The organism is Solwaraspora sp. WMMB762 (assembly GCF_049179115.1).
GTDB lineage: Bacteria > Actinomycetota > Actinomycetes > Mycobacteriales > Micromonosporaceae > Micromonospora_E.
This window is the reverse complement of sequence record NZ_JBMHMD010000001.1, coordinates 6,949,662-6,966,315: the sequence shown is the minus strand read 5'-3', so window position 1 is coordinate 6,966,315 and position 16,654 is coordinate 6,949,662. Positions and strand designations below refer to the sequence as shown.

The 16,654-nt window shown below is 70.9% G+C and carries 13 protein-coding genes and 1 pseudogene; 3 read left to right on the top strand and 11 right to left on the bottom strand.

Going from position 1 to position 16,654, the window contains the following annotated elements:
- Positions 1–81: 81 nt before the first annotated feature.
- The 4 genes from ispG to ACN27J_RS31345 form a co-directional block, all read right to left on the bottom strand.
- Positions 82–1,254, bottom strand: coding sequence for a flavodoxin-dependent (E)-4-hydroxy-3-methylbut-2-enyl-diphosphate synthase (gene ispG / locus ACN27J_RS31360; protein WP_278167805.1), 1,173 nt, complete (start codon positions 1,252–1,254; stop codon positions 82–84).
- Positions 1,255–1,260: 6 nt separating this feature from the next.
- On the bottom strand, positions 1,261–2,508 hold the full coding sequence (locus tag ACN27J_RS31355) for a M50 family metallopeptidase (protein WP_278167803.1): 1,248 nt from the start codon (positions 2,506–2,508) through the stop codon (positions 1,261–1,263).
- Positions 2,508–3,701 carry a 1-deoxy-D-xylulose-5-phosphate reductoisomerase gene (gene dxr, locus ACN27J_RS31350; protein ID WP_421372644.1) on the bottom strand — a complete coding sequence of 398 codons (1,194 nt, stop codon included), beginning with the start codon at positions 3,699–3,701 and terminating at the stop codon, positions 2,508–2,510. The genes ACN27J_RS31355 and dxr overlap by 1 nt, the downstream gene beginning before the upstream one ends.
- Positions 3,702–3,792: 91 nt before the next feature.
- Entirely contained in the window at positions 3,793–4,419 is a 627-nt protein-coding gene (locus tag ACN27J_RS31345) for a Uma2 family endonuclease (protein WP_421371756.1), read from the bottom strand.
- Positions 4,420–4,596: 177 nt separating this feature from the next.
- On the opposite strand from ACN27J_RS31345, the pseudogene ACN27J_RS31340 reads away from it, so the two are divergent.
- A pseudogene (locus ACN27J_RS31340) lies at positions 4,597–5,403 on the top strand (YhjD/YihY/BrkB family envelope integrity protein); the annotation flags it as partial.
- Here ACN27J_RS31340 and ACN27J_RS31335 read toward each other — a convergent pair.
- Entirely contained in the window at positions 5,390–7,585 is a 2,196-nt protein-coding gene (locus ACN27J_RS31335; protein ID WP_421371755.1) for an MMPL family transporter, read from the bottom strand. The pseudogene ACN27J_RS31340 and the gene ACN27J_RS31335 overlap by 14 nt on opposite strands.
- A 54-nt stretch (positions 7,586–7,639) precedes the next feature.
- On the opposite strand from ACN27J_RS31335, the gene ACN27J_RS31330 reads away from it, so the two are divergent.
- Positions 7,640–9,250, top strand: coding sequence for a phytoene desaturase family protein (locus ACN27J_RS31330; protein ID WP_421371754.1), 1,611 nt, complete (start codon positions 7,640–7,642; stop codon positions 9,248–9,250).
- Positions 9,251–9,287: 37 nt separating this feature from the next.
- Here ACN27J_RS31330 and ACN27J_RS31325 read toward each other — a convergent pair whose 3' ends face one another.
- Entirely contained in the window at positions 9,288–10,880 is a 1,593-nt protein-coding gene (locus tag ACN27J_RS31325; protein ID WP_421371753.1) for a Rieske 2Fe-2S domain-containing protein, read from the bottom strand.
- A gap of 282 nt (positions 10,881–11,162) precedes the next feature.
- Between ACN27J_RS31325 and ACN27J_RS31320 the strand changes: the two genes are divergently transcribed.
- Positions 11,163–11,384 carry a DUF2631 domain-containing protein gene (locus tag ACN27J_RS31320; RefSeq protein WP_416594474.1) on the top strand — a complete coding sequence of 74 codons (222 nt, stop codon included), beginning with the start codon at positions 11,163–11,165 and terminating at the stop codon, positions 11,382–11,384.
- A gap of 83 nt (positions 11,385–11,467) precedes the next feature.
- Here ACN27J_RS31320 and ACN27J_RS31315 read toward each other — a convergent pair whose 3' ends face one another.
- The 5 genes from ACN27J_RS31315 to pyrH form a co-directional block, all read right to left on the bottom strand.
- The gene (locus tag ACN27J_RS31315; protein WP_421371752.1) at positions 11,468–12,592 is read right to left on the bottom strand and encodes a DivIVA domain-containing protein; all 1,125 of its coding nucleotides are present in this window, start codon (positions 12,590–12,592) and stop codon (positions 11,468–11,470) included.
- 37 nt (positions 12,593–12,629) lie between these two features.
- Positions 12,630–13,757 (bottom strand): 23S rRNA (adenine(2503)-C(2))-methyltransferase RlmN, encoded by a 1,128-nt coding sequence (gene rlmN / locus ACN27J_RS31310; RefSeq protein WP_421371750.1) that lies wholly within the window; start codon positions 13,755–13,757, stop codon positions 12,630–12,632.
- A gap of 84 nt (positions 13,758–13,841) precedes the next feature.
- A complete protein-coding gene (locus ACN27J_RS31305; protein ID WP_421371749.1) occupies positions 13,842–15,245 on the bottom strand; it encodes a phosphatidate cytidylyltransferase in 1,404 nt (467 codons plus the stop codon).
- Positions 15,245–15,802, bottom strand: a complete 558-nt coding sequence (gene frr, locus ACN27J_RS31300) for a ribosome recycling factor (protein WP_123604413.1) — start codon at positions 15,800–15,802, stop codon at positions 15,245–15,247. The genes ACN27J_RS31305 and frr overlap by 1 nt, the downstream gene beginning before the upstream one ends.
- A gap of 82 nt (positions 15,803–15,884) precedes the next feature.
- Positions 15,885–16,652: a UMP kinase gene (pyrH, locus tag ACN27J_RS31295; RefSeq protein ID WP_370461410.1), complete on the bottom strand. Its 768-nt coding sequence runs from the start codon at positions 16,650–16,652 to the stop codon at positions 15,885–15,887.
- Positions 16,653–16,654 lie beyond the last annotated feature (2 nt).

The following is a 16,654-nucleotide window of genomic DNA, read 5'->3' as shown; positions in this document are numbered from 1 at the left end:
CGAAAAGATCCCGCTGGCGGACCAACGTCCGCCAGCGGGATCGAAACGAACCACCGGCCCCGGGCCGGCGCGCGTCACGCCTCAGTGCACCGTCACCGTCGGCCCGGGAAGAAGCTCACGCATCTCCGCCGGCAACTCGGCACCCATCTCGTCGGCGATCCGCAGCGCCTCCTCCACCAGGGTCTCCACGATCTGCGACTCCGGCACCGTCTTGATCACTTCGCCCTTGACGAAGATCTGGCCCTTGCCGTTGCCGGACGCCACCCCGAGGTCGGCCTCCCGAGCCTCACCCGGCCCGTTCACCACGCAACCCATCACCGCCACCCGCAGCGGCGCCGGGAACCCGTCCAGCGCGGCGGTCACCTGGTCGGCCAGGGTGTACACGTCCACCTGCGCCCGGCCACAGGACGGGCAGGAGACGATCTCCAGACCACGCTCACGCAACCCGAGCGACTCCAGGATCGCCGTACCGACCTTGATTTCCTCCACCGGCGGCGCGGACAGTGACACCCGGATGGTGTCGCCGATCCCCTCGGCCAGCAGGGCGCCGAACGCCACCGCCGACTTCACCGTGCCCTGGAACGCCGGGCCGGCCTCGGTCACCCCGAGGTGCAGCGGGTAGTCGCACTGCTCGGCCAGCAGCCGGTACGCCCGGATCATCACCACCGGGTCGTTGTGCTTTACCGAGATCTTGATGTCCCGGAAGTCGTGCTCCTCGAACAGCGAGCACTCCCACAGCGCCGACTCGACCAGCGCCTCGGCGGTCGCCTTACCGTGCTTGGCCAGCAACCGCTTGTCCAGCGAACCGGCGTTGACGCCGATCCGGATCGGCGTCCCGGCCGCCGACGCCGCCTTGGCGATCTCGGCCACCTTGTCGTCGAACTGCCGGATGTTGCCCGGGTTGACCCGCACCGCCGCACAGCCGGCGTCGATCGCCGCGAAGACGTACTTCGGCTGGAAGTGGATGTCGGCGATCACCGGGATCTGCGACTTGCGGGCGATCGTCGGCAGCGCGTCCGCGTCGTCCTGCGACGGCACGGCGACCCGCACGATCTGGCAGCCGGACGCGGTCAGCTCGGCGATCTGCTGCAGGGTGGCGTTGATGTCCGAGGTCACCGTGGTGGTCATCGACTGTACGGAGACCGGCGCACCGCCACCCACCGGCACCGGACCGACCATGATCTGCCGGCTGGCCCGGCGCGGCGCCAACGGCGGCGGCGGCACCACGGGCATGCCCAGACTGACTGCGGTCACTTCAACTCACCTCGAGAACAGCGTGATCGGGTTGACCACGTCCGCGGTGATGGTCAGCAGCGTGAACGCGCCACCGATCAGCAGAACCGCGTACGTGAGTGGCATCAGTTTGAAATAGTCGACCCGGCCCGGATCGGGCCGGCCGAGCACCGCGTACAGCCAGGACCTGGCCTTCTCGAACCAGGCGATCGCGATGTGCCCGCCGTCCAGCGGCAGCAGCGGCAGCAGATTGAACACCCCGACGAAGAAATTCAGCGAGATGAACAGCAGCACGAACAGCTCCCAGGCGTCATTGGCCACCGCCTCCCCGCCGAGCCGGCTGGCACCGACCACGCTGATCGGGGTGTCGATGTCGCGCTCCGCGCCAGTGATCGACGCCCACAGCGCCGGGATCTTCTCCGGGATCCGCATCATCGCCTCGACGGTGCCGACCGCCATCTGGCGCAGGTAGTCGCCGGTCGCGCCGAATGCCTCGATCGGCCCGTACGTCACCATGCCCGGCTTCTCGATCCGCAGCCCGACGCCGAGCGCGGCGACCGTGCTCAGCGGGCCTTCGTCGGTGCCCAGCTCGGGGCGCTGCACCGCGGCGAGCTCCGCCTCGACCGTGCCGGTCGTCCCGTCCCGCTCGTACCGGACGGTCGCCGGCCCCGGATCGGCACCCCGGATCGCCTCCAGCATGTCACCCCAGGTGTCGACCGGGGTGCCGCTCACCGCGAGGATCCGGTCGCCGTCGCGCAGGCCCGCCTGCGCGGCCGGGCTGGCCGGGTCGCCGGCCTCGCAGGCGCGGGCCACGTACTCGACGACCACGCAGTCGGTGACCGCGACCACCGCCGGCTCCTGGCGGGCCTGCTCCTCGGTGGCGGGGAAGTCCGGATTCGGCAGGCCCATGAAGACCGCAGCCAGCCAGAGCGCGACGATCGCCAGCCCGAAGTGGGTCACCGACCCGGCGGACATCACCACCGTCCGCTTCCACACCGGGAAGCGCCACATCACCCGGGACTCGTCGGCGGGTGCCACGTCGTCGTCCTGCGGGGTCATGCCGACGATCTTGCAGAAGCCACCCAGCGGGATGGCCTTGAGACCGTACTCGGTCTCGCCGCGGCGGAACGACCAGATGGTGGGGCCGAAACCGACGAAGTACCGGGTCACCTTCATCCCGAACTTCTTCGCGGTCACCATGTGACCGGCCTCGTGCAGGCTGACCGAGATGAGAATCGCGAGGGCGAAGAGAACCACCCCGAGCAGGTACGCCATCAAGCTCCCTCCGCCGATGCACCGATCAGCTCCTGCGCCCGGGTTCGCGCCCAGGATTCCGCAGTGAGCACATCGTCGACCGTACCCGGTTCGCCGAAGTCCGGTGCCGACTGCAGCACCCGCTCCACCGTGTCGACGATGCCGAGGAACGGTAGCCTGCCGGCGACGAACGCCGCCACGCACTCCTCGTTCGCCGCGTTGTATACCGCCGGCCGGCAGCGGCCGTCCGCGCCGGCCTGCTTGGCCAGCGCCACCGCCGGGAACGCCGTCTCGTCGAGCGGGGCGAACTCCCAGCTGTGCGCCCGGGTCCAGTCGACCGGGGCGGCCGCCGCCGGCACCCGGGCCGGCCAGCCCAGGGCCAGCGCGATCGGCAGCCGCATGTCCGGCGGACTGGCCTGGGCGATCGTCGAACCGTCCACGAACTCCACCATCGAGTGGATCACCGACTGCGGGTGGACCACCACCTCGATTCGCGGGTACGGGACGCCGAACAGTTCGTGCGCCTCGATGATTTCCAGGCCCTTGTTCACCAGCGTCGCCGAGTTGATCGTGATGACCGGGCCCATGTTCCAGGTGGGATGGGCCATCGCCTGCTCCGGAGTGACGTCGGTCAGCTCGGCACGCGGCCGCCCCCGGAACGGGCCGCCGCTCGCCGTCACCACCAGTTTGCGCACCTCGTCGGCGGTGCCCGAACGCAGGCACTGGGCGAGCGCCGAATGTTCGGAGTCCACCGGCACGATCTGGTCCGGGCGCTGCATCGCGGCCCGCACGATCGGGCCGCCGGCGATCAGCGACTCCTTGTTGGCCAGCGCCAGGGTCCGGCCGGCCCGCAACGCCGCCAACGTCGGGGCCAGCCCTCGGGAGCCGTCCACCCCGTTGAGCACCACGTCGCACGGCCACTCGGCGAGTTCGGCCATCGCCGACGGGCCGGCCAGAATCTTCGGGATCCGGAACCCACCGGTCGGGTAGCCGCGCCGGGACGCCTCGGCGTAGAAGGCGAGCTGCAGGTCCTGCGCCGCCGAGGCCCGGGCCACCGCCACCACTTCGACCTGCAACTGCAGTGCCTGTACGGCGAGCAGCTCGACGTTGCCGCCGCCGGCGCCGAGCCCGACGATCCGGAACCGGTCAGGGTTGCGGGTGACGATGTCGACCGCCTGGGTGCCGATCGAGCCGGTGGAGCCGAGCAGGACGATATCCCGTGGGGAGGAAGTCACCGACCTATTGTCCCGCAGCGGCGCAGCCGCCCGGCCGCCGGGCGCGCCGCCGAGTCACCGGGACATCGCGTCACCGTGCGCCGTCGTCGGCCTCGTCGAGCAGATCGGCCGGATCGATGGTGAACTCGAACGGCTCCTTCATCACGAACGTGGTCCCGGCTGCGGCCGCCGCCACCGGCCGGTACTCCCCGTCGCTCAGCTCGTGCAACGCCAGCGCCGGCACCCGGTTGCGGAAGTCCGCCCGGAGAAAGAAGGGCACGCCGGCTGCGGCGTACTGCCGGGGCCGGTCGATCACGTCCTTGCGCCGGTTGCCCTTGGAAACGATCTCGCCGAGCAGCACGGCCTCCGAGATGGGCATCGAGACGTGACCTCCACCAGGTGAGCGGAGCACCACGATGTCGGGGATGTACAGGTCGTCGCCCGAGACGACGTTGACCTCGTGGTACAGCCAGAGCTTCGCCCGGCGCGCTGCCTGCTTCAACAGATACGCCAGATCCAGCTCGATCGTCTGATGGTCGTACCCGGCATGTGGTGTCACGATCACGCTCCCGCTGAGAACCTCGACCTTGGGACCATTGGTCTCCGGCAACAGGTCAAGGGCGAGCTGCGCGGTCCACGGCTCGTCGAAATCGCCGAGTACGTCGAACGACGGCTCACGCGGCGGCTCCGGATCGGGCACGAATGCCGGCTGTGCCAACGTGCTCACCCCTTTCCGCGGGACATGATGCACCGACCAGACTAGCCGCGCCGCCCCGCCACGGCGGCGCACCGGGCCATGTCGGCTAGCCGACCGTCGCCGGGCCGAACCGGCCACCCGGTCGGCCCACCGCCCGTACGGGAGTGGCGACCGCCCCGGTGGGGAAAGCTAGGGGACATGGTCTCCCGAGGGCGCCGGCTGGTCCGGGCAGCGTTCCGGCCGCTGCGCGGGCGGGACCTGTCGTTGCACGCCGCCTCGATCACCTTCTTCGGCGCGATCGCGGTCGTCCCGGTGGTGCTGCTGGCGATCTGGCTGACCGGGCTGTTCGCCGGTGCGGGCCGGATCCGCCGGCTCACCGACCCGGCGATCGACACCCTGCCCGGACAGATCGGCGCCGATCGGGCCGCCGCCGCCCTGATCGACGCCGGCCTGCATCTCACCCCGATGCTGGCGCTGGCCGCGCTGCTACCCGCCTCGCTGTACGGCGAAGGGCTGCGCCGGGCGTTCGTGTCGGTGGCGCCACCACCGGAGCCGGCCGAGTCGATGGTCGGCTGGCGGGGACGGGTACTGCTGCTGCCGCTGCTCGGCGCGGCACCGGCGCTGATGCTGCTGGTGCTGCTGGCCCTACCGTCGGCCGCCGGGCTGTTCGCCCGGGGCGGCTGGGCCGGCGCGCTCGGGGTGGTGGTGTCGTTCCTGGCCGTCTGGCTGGGGCTGAGCCCGGTGCTGGTCTGGGTCTTCCGGGTGGTCGGGCCGGGCAAACCGGACTGGCTGGCCACCGTCGCGGTCGGCTCGTTCACCGCCGCCAACCTGTCCGGTTTCCTGCACGGGTTCATCCTGTTCTGCTCGCTGCCGCTGGACCTCGGGGTGCCGTTCGGCGGGCTCGACCAGGTCGGCGCGGCGGTCGCGGTGCTGCTCTGGCTCTACCTGCTGCACGTGATCGTGCTGGCCGGCTACTCCACCACGCTGGCGTTCAGCCGGTGGCGCCGTCGGCACCGGCACCGGAGCCGACCGACGCCAACTGCGGCTGCGCCGGGGTCTCGTGCAGGCCGAACCGGCGGTACAGCCGGCCCAACGGACCCGGCGCCCACCAGTTCCACCGACCCAGCAGCCGCATCGTCGCCGGCACCAGCAGTACCCGCACCAGGGTCGCGTCGACGACGATCGCCACGATCATCCCGACCCCGATCAGCTTGATGAACGAGATGCCGCCGGTGGCGAAGCCGGCCACCACCACGATCAGCAGCAACGCGGCGGCGGTGATGATCCGCCCGGTGTGCTGCAGCCCGGCGGCGACCGACGCGGTGTTGTCGCCGGTGCGGTCCCACTCCTCCCGCACCCGCGACAGCAGGAACACCTCGTAGTCGGTGGCCAGGCCGAACAGCACCGCCAGCATCAGGATCGGGTTGGTCGGATCGATGAACCCGGTCGGGGTGAAGCCGAGCCAGTCGGCGAAGTGCCCGTCCTGGAACACCCAGACCACCACGCCGAACGAGGCACCGATCGACACCAGGTTCATCAGCACCGCCTTGACCGGCAGCACCACCGAGCCGAACGCCAGAAACAGCAGCACCATGGTGGCGGTGGCCATCAGCAGCGCCATCCACGGCAGGTAGCTGCCGAGGCTGTCCAGCATGTCGATGTCGGCGGCGGTGCGGCCACCGACGAGGACCTCGGCCCCGGCCGGGGGCGGCAGGTCCCGGATGGCCCGCACCAGTGCTTCGGCCTCGTCGCCGGTCGGCTCGCCGACGTAGCTGACCCGAATCAGCGCCGAGGCGTCGCGTACCGCCGCGATCTGGGCACCGGTTGCGCCCGGCAGCCCGGCGATGTCCTCGGCGAAGGCTTGCGCCAGGTCGGGGCCGGCACCGGAGACCAGAACTTCGATCGGGCCGATGCTGGCACCGTCGGGGAACTCCTCGGCGATCGTCTCGGCCACCACCCGCGACTGCGCACCGGCCGGCAGCACCCGCTCGTCGAAGCCGCCGAACTCGGCCCGCAGGAACGGGGTGGCCAGCAGCAGCAGCCCGACCACCACGACGGTGGCGTACCGCACCGGACGCCGCATCACGCTACGGGCGATCCGCGCCCAGGCACCGACCCGGGCGGCCTCCCCCGGCGGTGGCGGCACCGACCGGCGTCGCCACGGCAACGGTACGGCGAGCGCGTTGATCCGCGGGCCGAGCACCGCCAACAGGGCGGGTAGCGCGGTCACCGAGGCGAGCATGGCGACCAGCACCGCGGCCATCCCGCCGAAGCCGATCCCGGTCAGGAACGGCTGCGGGAAGATCAGCAGGCTGATCAGCGAGGTACCGATGATCAGGCCGGAGACCGCGACGGTACGCCCGGCGGTGGCGACCGTGCGCACCAGCGCTTCCGGGGTCGGATACCCGGCGGCCAACTCCTCCCGGAACCGGCTGACCACGAACAGCGCGTAGTCGATCGCCATGCCCAGCCCGATCAGGGTGATCACGTTGATCGCGAACACCGAGACCTCAGTGACCAGGGTCAGCGCCCGGACCGCAACGAACGCACCGAGGATGGCGAGCACGCCGACCAGCAGCGGCATCGACGCCGCGACCAGCCCGCCGAAGATCAGCACCAGCAGCACCAGCAGGATCGGCAGGGCGATCAGCTCGGCCCGGGTGATGTCGCGGATGGTCTGCTCGTTGGCCTGGTCGAGGAACGGCACGGCACCGCCGGCCCGGGTGGTCAGCCCCGGCGCGTCCAGCAGCGGCCGGATCTCGTCGTAGGCGGCGGTCTTGGCGTCCTCGTCGTCGCCGGCGAGCTGTACCAGGGCGTAGGTGGCCCGCCGGTCGGTGGCGACCAGCGCCGGCGACTCGGTGTCGTAGTAGCTGGTGACACTGGTCACCTCCGGCCGGGTGGCCAGCGATGCCAGGGTCTCGGTGACCGGCTCGCGGAACGCCGGGTCGTCGACGGTGGCCGTGTCACTGCGGTACAGCACCAGCACGTCGACGTCCTGGTTGCCCAGCTCGGCGTTGATCCGCTCCCGGGCCTGCGTCGACTCGGCCGCCGGGTCGGCGAAACCGCCACCGGAGACCGCCCCGAACAGGCCGGTCCCCCAGGTCACTCCGACGACGACCAGCAACGCGGCAGCGCCCAGCACCACCCATCGCAACCGGACCACGGTCCGTCCCCACCACGCGAACACGTTTCGACTATCGCAGGCCCATCATGGACGCCGCACGGCGACTAGGGTCGGGACATGGGTACGTCACATTCCCTGCCGGCCCGGGCCGACGTGGTCATCATCGGGTCCGGGCACAACGGTCTGGTCGCGGCGGTCCTGCTGGCCCGGGCCGGGCTGGACGTGCTGGTGCTGGAGGCGGCCGAGGTGATCGGCGGTGCCACCCGCACCGAGCAGCCGTTCACCCGGGTGCCAGGGCTGCGCCACTCGACCGGCTCGTACCTGCTCGGGCTGATGCCGCCGGAACTGCTGGCCACCCTCGACGTGACCATCCCGGTGCTGCGCCGCGACCCGCACTACTTCCTGCCCACCCCAGGCGGGCCGGGGTCGCCGTACCTGCTGTTCGGCACCGACCGGGCCGCGACCCGGGCGCAGATGGCGGCGACTTTCTCCGCCGCCGACGTGGCCGCCGACGACGCCATGCAGGCTGAGCTGGCGGCGCTACGCGACGACCTGGCGCCGGCCTGGCTGGCCGAGCCGCTGCCGGTCGAGCAGACCGCGCAACACTACGTCCGCCCGGCGCTGCGGCAGGTCTTCGTCGACCTGGTCCGCGGCTCGGTCGCCGACTACCTGGCCCGCTTCGAGTTCCGCTCCGAGCTGCTGGTCGCCATGTACGCCGTCACCGACGGGCTGAGCGGGCTGACCGCCGGGCCGGACGACCCGGGCACCGGCCACAACTTCCTGGCCCACAACATGTGCCGGCTACCCGGCTCGGACGGCACCTGGATGATCGCCGCCGGCGGGATGGGCACCGTGTCGCGGACCTTCGCCGACGCCGCCCGGGCCGCCGGGGCGCGGATCGTCACCGACACACCGGTCACCGGGATCACCGTGGACGCCGGCAACGCCAGCGGCGTCGTCGTCGCCGACGGCCGGTCGGTCGCCGCCGAGGTGGTGCTCGGCGCCTGCGACCCGTACCGACTGCTGGAGCTGGCCCCCGACGGCGCGCTGCCGGCCGAGTTGACCGACCGGGTGGCCGCAACCCGGCGGCCGGGCAGCACGTTGAAGGTCAACCTGGCGCTGACCGGGCTGCCCCGGTTCAGCTGCCTGCCGGACGCCGCGCCCAGCCCGTTCGGGGCCACGATCCATCTGCTGCCCGGGTCGGCGTCGCTGCTGCCCGGCGGCGGCGAGTCGCCGATGACCGCGCTGCGGGCGATGTGGGCCGATGTGCTGGCCGGCCGGCTGCCGGCCGAGCCGACCATCGAGTGGTACCTGCACACCACCGTCGACCCGTCGCTGCGTGACGCCGCCGGGCATCACTCGTCGGCGTTGTTCGTCCAGTCGGTGCCGTGGCAGCCGGCGGGTTCGTCGTGGTCGACCGAGCTGCCCGGGTACGTCGAACAACTGCTGGCCGTCTGCGACCGGTACGCGCCGGGCACCAGCGCGCTGGTCGCCGACGCGGTGCCGCTCGCCCCACCCGGCATCGAGGCGCACTTCGGCATCACCGGCGGGCACATCCACCACATGGACAACACCGTGTCGTTCACCGACCGGATGCCGTACGCCACCGGGCTGCCCGGCCTGTACGCGGGCAGCGCCGGCTGTCACCCGGCGGGCAGTGTGATCGGCGCCGCCGGGCACAACGCCGCCCGGCGGATCCTCACCGACCTGGGGCGCGGCGGACGTTAGACGCGGCGGTCCCCAGGCCCCCGGCGCCAGGCAGGTGCTAGGCCTGCGCCGCCGGCTCGCCGGCCGGGGTCTGGGACTCCGCCGGTGCCGGGGTGCCCGCCCGGCGGGCCCGGATCTCGTGCCCGACGCTGGTCAGGCACCGCCCGCTGGTCAGGTCGAACCGCCAGCCGTGCAGCTGGCAGGTGAGCTGGTCGCCGTCGATGATGCCGAACCGGGTCAGGTCGGCCTTCAGGTGCGGGCAGCGGCGCTGCACGATCCAGTCACCGATCTTGACGTCCTCGGCGTCCGGGCGTTGCTCGGCGTACCAGCCCTCGGCGTACTGCAGCCGCTCTGTGGACAGGCACTTGAAGAAGGCGTAGACGAACTCGTTGTACTGGCCGATCCGCGCGGCGGAGAACCGGCAGGACAGGAAGAGCGAGTTGACCCAGTCGACCTCGCCGGTGTGCAGCAGGTGCTCCACCAGGGCCCGGTCGGTGCGGAACCGGTAGCGGACCTTCTCGTCGGCGTACGGCCGCACCTGCTTGCCGGGGAAGTCCACCACGATCGACTCGACCGACTCGCCGTCGTAGTCGACCAGGTCGAACCGGACCGGGCCGCCGACCCCTTTGGCCAGGTAGACCGACTCCTCCAGCAACGGCTCGATACGACGTTTCATCTCGCCCAGTACGTCGATCTCCGGGTGCCGCCAGGAGGCCTTCTCGGCCTCGATGACCGGGCGCTTGCGCTCCCGCATCTCGACCAGGTGGGCCTGCTTGTTGGCGAAGAACTCGTCGACCGGCTGCGGGTGCGTGGTGCGGCAGTCGTCGGCGGTGACCTCGGCGACCGAACCGGGCAGCAGCACCACTCCGTTGCTGCCGCCGACCTTGGCGTACTCGGACAGGAAGACCTGCTGGTCGGGGAAGATGTTGCCCTCGTCGCCGTGGATGTCGTTGAACTGCCACAGCGCGTCGTCGAGGAAGCAGGGCGGCCCGGCGATCGGGAAGACGTACGACGCCTTCAGATCGTCGATGTACCGCCAGGTGCGATCGAACTGGCGCTCCCGTTTCTGCTTGCCGAACGCGGTCTTGGCGTTGGTGGGCAGTTCGTAGACCATCGGGTACCAGATGGCGCCGGAGAACTGCAGCAGGTGGGCGTGCACGTGGCCGAGCGCGGCGAAGACCGACAGATCGGTGGGACGGGCGTCGTTCTGGTTGAGCAGTCGGATACCGTCGTGTTCAACCCACAACGACGAGTCACCGATCGGGCCGTCGGTCGGGCTGGTCAACGCCTGGATCATGACGTTGAGGCCGCCGTCCAGCTCGACCACCTCGTTGGTCTTCGTCCGCAGGAAGCTGGTGAAGCCGAGCTCACGCAACTCGTCCTCCAGCTCCGAGGTGGGGTACTCGGGCAGCAGCACGGTCGCCTTCTTAGACACGAAGCGCTTGAGGTGCGCCGCGTCGAAATGGTCCCGGTGCAGGTGGGAGACGTACAGATAGTCGACCTGTCCGAGGGATTCCCAGTCCAGCTGGGAGTTGTCCGGAAAGGGAAACCATGAGGCGAAGTAGGCCGGGTTGACCCACGGGTCGCACAGGATGCTGCCCGCAGCCGTGTCGATCCGCATACTGGCGTGCCCGGTTCCCGTCAGTCGCACCGTACAGACCCCCTCGGTCACAAGCGATGTGTACGCCGGAAACGCTACCGGAGGCAGCAGTCGCCCCGGCTGGCGACGTCCGGATCCGCTGGCTCCCGGCGCTGCCTGCCCGGATGACGCGTGGCTCCCGGCGCTGCCTGCCCGGATGACCGGCGCCTGCACGGATCCCACGGCGGGGTCGCGATGCCGCGTCCGCCGGCACCATGCCAGACTGGGCGGGATCCATGCGAGCGACCGGGCTCCGTTCATCGGAACGGGCCGGTTCGAGAAGGAGGACCAGCCGTGGCCGGAACCGAGCCGGTGACCTCACCCGACCAGCACAAGCCGGGCCATCGCAAGTTGGGGCGGATCGGTGCTGTCGTTTCGGCGTTGGTGTTGCTCTCCATGCTGATCGGCAACCATGAGGGCCGCGTCGAGGACATCTGGCTGATCGGCCTGGCCGTTGGACTGCTGGCCATCGTCGTCGGCGACGCCGTGCTACGACGCAACGGCTTGCGTTCCTGACCCCGGGCCCGGGCCGCACCGCTGGCGCTGATCCGGCGCCTGACCGCTGGCGCTGATCCGGCCAGGGCGGCCGCAGCCGGCGGTCACCGGCCGCGCTGCAGGATGTCCTGTACCTCCTTCAGCGCGGCGTCGACCTCGGCCTCGAAGTAGCCGCCGGTGACCAGCCCGAACTGCACCGTGTCGAGTTCCGCCGTGTCCACCGGCATCGGTCCCCGGCCGGCCATCGCGGTAAGGAGTTCCTCGAACAGCCGGTCCACCTGCGCCGGGTCGTAGCCGCTGCCGAACCGGCGGACCTGGAAGGTCCGCCGGATCTGGTCCACCCGCTGCAGGCTGCCACCACCGGACGGTCCCGCCGGTCCGCCCGGCAGGTGGCCGGGGCTGCCCGGCCCACCCGGGTAGCCGGCGACGCCGGGCTGACCCGGCATCGCCGGGTGGCCGCCCGTCATGCCCTGGTGGCCACCGCCGGGAGGGCCGCCCATTCCGGGGTGGCCGCCGGGGGAACCACCCATGCCGGGATGGCCGGGGTGTCCACCCGGCGGCGGACCGGACGGGCCAGATCGCCGATCCGGGAAGTAGATCTCGGCCGTCATGTCGGCCTTGCCGTGCCGGCCCTGCTCGAAGCCGTCGAACCGACCGTCCGGGCCAGGGCCGAAGCCGCGGTGCGGCCCGCCCGGTGCCGGGACCGGCGGGCCGCCTGCCGGAGCGCCTGGCGGGTAGCTGCCCCGGGGGTCCTCGTAGCGGCCATAACTTCCGGTCGGCTGGTCGGCATAGTGGCCGTACGGATCGGGGGCCGGCCCGGGCTGACCGGGCATCGGCCCAGGCTGACCGGGCATCGGCCGCGGCGGCAGCGCGGCGGCGGCCGACGGCACCGGACGGTCGTCACGCATCGGACGATCGTCCCGCCCGGCCGGGGTCAGCCGGTCGGGCCGGCCGGCACGGGTCTCCGCGCCACGACCGGCTGGGCCACGCTCCTCCAGCTCGGTCAGCTGTCGTTCCACCCGGTCCAGGTGCAGGTCGACCTGCCATTCGTCGTAGCCGTTGAACCGGACTCTGAATACGACATCGTGCACTTCCTGCGCGGAAACCGGTGACCCGACCGGCTCGCCGGCGAGTGTGGCCTCGACACGGTCGAGGAAGGCATCCACTTCGTCGACCTTGTAGCCCCGACGAAGCGCCCGGCGCCGGAAGCGCTGTCCCTGACTCGCCACTACGTCTCCTGATTCACTCGCTGATCACACCGGTAGCTCATGACGCCGTCTCAGCGGCAGCGAGCTGCCCGCATGCTCCGTCGATCTCCCGGCCCCGGGTGTCGCGGACGGTCACCGCGACACCGGCTGTACGCAGCCGACGAACGAATTCCCGCTCGACCGGCTTGGGACTGGCGTCCCAACGACTGCCCGGAGTCGGATTGAGCGGAATTAGATTCACATGGGCCATGCGACCAGCCAGCAATCGACCCAGCAGATCGGCTCGCCATGGCTGGTCGTTCACATCCCGGATCATCGCGTACTCGATGGACACCCGCCGGCCGGTACGGTCCGCGTATTCCCACGCGGCGTCCAGGACTTCGGCGACCTTCCACCGTTGGTTGACTGGCACGAGTTCGTCGCGCAGATCATCATCGGGCGCATGCAACGACAGCGCAAGAGTCACCGATAGGTCTTCCCCGGCGAGACGGCGCATCGCCGGCACCAGTCCGACGGTCGAGACGGTCACATGCCGCTGCGACAGGCCCAGCCCTTCCGGTGGTGGCGCGCAGAGCCGGCGGACGGCGGCGATCACCCGGCCGTAGTTGGCCAACGGTTCGCCCATCCCCATGAAGACGACGTGTGACAGCCGGGGCGGTGACCCGGTGACGCCACCCGCCGCAGCCACTCCCGCAAGGTGGACGACCTGGTCGATGATCTCCGCGGTGGACAGGTTTCGGGTCAGCCCGGCCTGACCGGTGGCACAGAACGGACAGGCCATCCCGCACCCGGCCTGGCTGGACACGCAGACGGTCACCCGGTCCGGGTAACCCATCAACACGCTCTCCACCAGGGCTCCGTCGTGCAACCGCCAGAGCGCCTTGCGGGTGGCACCGCTGTCACACGCGCTTTCGCGCACCGGAGTGAGCAGGGTCGGCAGCAGCCGTTCGGCGACCCCGGCCCGGACGGCGGCCGGCAGATCCGTCATCGCCTGCGGGTCCCGGGTCAGCCGGCCGAAGTAGTGCGTCGAGACCTGCTTCGCCCGGTACGCGGGCTGGCCGAGCCCGGCCAGCAACGTCTGCCGCTGGCCGAGATCGAGATCGGCCAGGTGCTGGGGCGGCAGGGCGGGGCGACCGTCGGACGCGGCGGTCACCGGACGACTCGGGGTCAGCGGCAGGCTTCTCATGGCAGGACCAGTCTCCCACGATCCCGCCGTGGCCGGCTCGCCACGGTGGGCGGATCGACCGGCCACCCCCTTCTGAACGACCGCTCAGCCGACCAACGCGATCAACGACAGCACGAGGTAGGAGACCGGCAACGCGAACAGGATCGAGTCGAGCCGGTCCATCAGCCCGCCGTGTCCGGGTAGCAGGTTGCTCATGTCCTTGACCCCGAGATCCCGCTTGAGCATGGACTCGCCGAGGTCCCCCAGCACAGCCGCGACCGACACCGCCACGCCGAACAGTGCCCCCCACAGCGGCATGACGTCGAGCAACAGAAACAGCAGCACCGCGCTGCCGATCCCGGCGGCGGCCACCGACCCGGCGAAGCCTTCCCAGGACTTCTTCGGGCTGATCGTCGGAGCCATCCGGTGCCTGCCGTAGAAGACGCCAGCGGCATAGCCACCGGTATCGGAGAGGATCACCGCAGCCAGGGTGACCAGAATCTGCAGGTCGCCGTCCGGCCGACTGGCCAGCAACGCGGCGAAACCACCCAGAAACGGGACGTAGACCGCGATCAGCGTGGCCGTGGCCGCGTCCCGCTGATACCCGGACGGTCCGTCGCCCAGCCGCCAGATCAGCATCGCCAGGACCGTCACCAGCAGCCCGAGCGCCAGAGCATCCGGGCCGATCCGCCAGGCCAGCACGGACATCAGCGCGCCGCCGGCGAGCAACGGGGTCGTCGGCGGGCGGGCGCCGCTGGTGCGCACCGCTCGGATCATCTCCCAGGTGCCCAGGCTGACGGCGGCCAGCAGGACGACCAGGAAGGCTGGCCGCCACAGGAACAACGAACCGAGCACCACGACGACCAGCCCGAGGCCGACGCCGATGGCGGCCGGCAGATTTCGACCGGCCGACGGCCGACGGTCGGCAGCCGGCGATGCGTTCCCGGCCTCGCCGGGCGGATCCTGACCGGCCCGACGAGAGCCGGTCGGCTCCGGCAGCGGCTGATCCGGGTCGGAGCGCTCGGTCGCCGGCCGGGCCGGACCGGACCGGCCGGATCGACGGCGTCGCGCGCCGGCCCGCCGACGCGCTGCCGAGCTGTCGGGCCCGGCCTGCGGATCCGGGTCCGTCGACGGCTCTGCCTGCTCGCCGTCCCGGTACCCGGTCGACCAGTGACTGCTGCCGTGACCGTTGCCGGTCGGCGCGCCGGCCTGGGGCAGACCGCGGTTGCCGAGGTGGGAACCGGCGTACGGGAATTCCCCGGTACCGGTGTACGGCCCGGTGGGGACGGGACCGCCATGGGCCGCACCCCCGTACGCGGCGCCACCGTAACCGGCGGTGCCGTAACCGGCGCCGGGCACTCCGTTCGGGCCGCCGTACGGCTGGGACCGCTCGGCCAACGGGTGGCCGTTACGGGTCTCCGGAGCTGACGGTTCGGGCGCGGCGCCGGGGTGCCGCGCCCTCGTTCGAGCGTCCGGTTGATCGCCGCCAGCGGTCTCGGGGTAGGACATCAGACCTCGAGCAGCTCGGTTTCCTTGTGTTTGACCAGATCGTCAACGCTGGACACGTACCGGTGAGTGAGATCGTCCAGTTCCTTCTCGGCCCGGCGTCCCTCGTCCTCGCCGGCCTCGCCGTCCTTGACGATGCGGTCGAGTTCTTCCTTGGCCTTGCGACGGACGTTGCGGATAGCGACCTTGGCGTCCTCGCCCTTGCCGCGCGCCACCTTGATCATCTCTCGCCGGCGGTCCTCGGTCATCTGCGGCAGCAGGATCCGGAGCTGGGTCCCCTCGTTGTTGGGGTTGACTCCGAGGTCCGAGTCGCGGATCGCCTTCTCCATCGCGGCGAGCTGCGACATGTCGTACGGCTTGACGATGGCCATCCGCGGCTCGGGCACCCCGACGGATGCCATCTGGGTGATCGGCGTCGGGGTCCCGTAGTAGTCGAGCACGATGCGGGAGAACATCGCCGGAGTGGCCCGGCCGGTCCTGATCGCGCCCAGCTCCTCCTTGGCGTGCTCGACGGCGCGCTCCATCTTCTCCTCTGCTTCGAGCAGAGTCTCCTCGATCACCTGTTCCGTCGCCTCCTTCTGATGGTCCGGTGTCCCTGCTGGCACCTGCCGATACGGATCCGCCGTGCGCGGCCCGGACCGGTCAGGTCGTGATCAAGGTACCGATGCGCTCGCCGGCGACCGCGCGCACGATCGTGTCGTCGCCCTGCGCCCCGAAGACCAACATCGGCAGGTCGTTGTCCATGCAGAGGCTGAACGCGGCGGCGTCGGCCACCCGCAGCCCGCGCCGCAGCGCCTCGGCGAAGGTCACCGTGTCGAGCTTGCTGGCGGTCGGGTCGGTCCGTGGATCGGCGGTATACACCCCGTCCACGCCGTTCTTGCTCATCAGCACCACGTCGGCGTGGATCTCCAGGGCACGCTGCGCCGAGACGGTGTCGGTGGAGAAGTACGGCATACCGGCACCCGCGCCGAAGATCACCACACGGCCCTTTTCCAGGTGCCGGATCGCACGCAGCGGGATGTACGGTTCCGCGACCTGGGCCATCGTGATGGCGCTCTGCACCCGGGTCTCGACGCCTTCCTTCTCCAGGAAGTCCTGCAGGGCCAGGCAGTTCATCACGGTGCCCAGCATGCCCATGTAGTCGGCCCGGGCCCGGTCCATGCCGCGCTTCTGCAGCTCGGCACCGCGGAAGAAGTTGCCGCCGCCGACCACCACCGAAACCTGGACCCCGAGCCGGGAGACAGTCGCGATCTGCCGGGCGATGTCCTGCACCACATCCGGATCGACGCCGATCGCTCCGCCGCCGAATACCTCACCGGACAGTTTCAGCACCACCCGCCGGGACCGCCCGGGTGGGGGCGCGGTCGGGTCGTCCGCCGCCAGCGTGTGTCCACTCATTACCTGCGTCATCC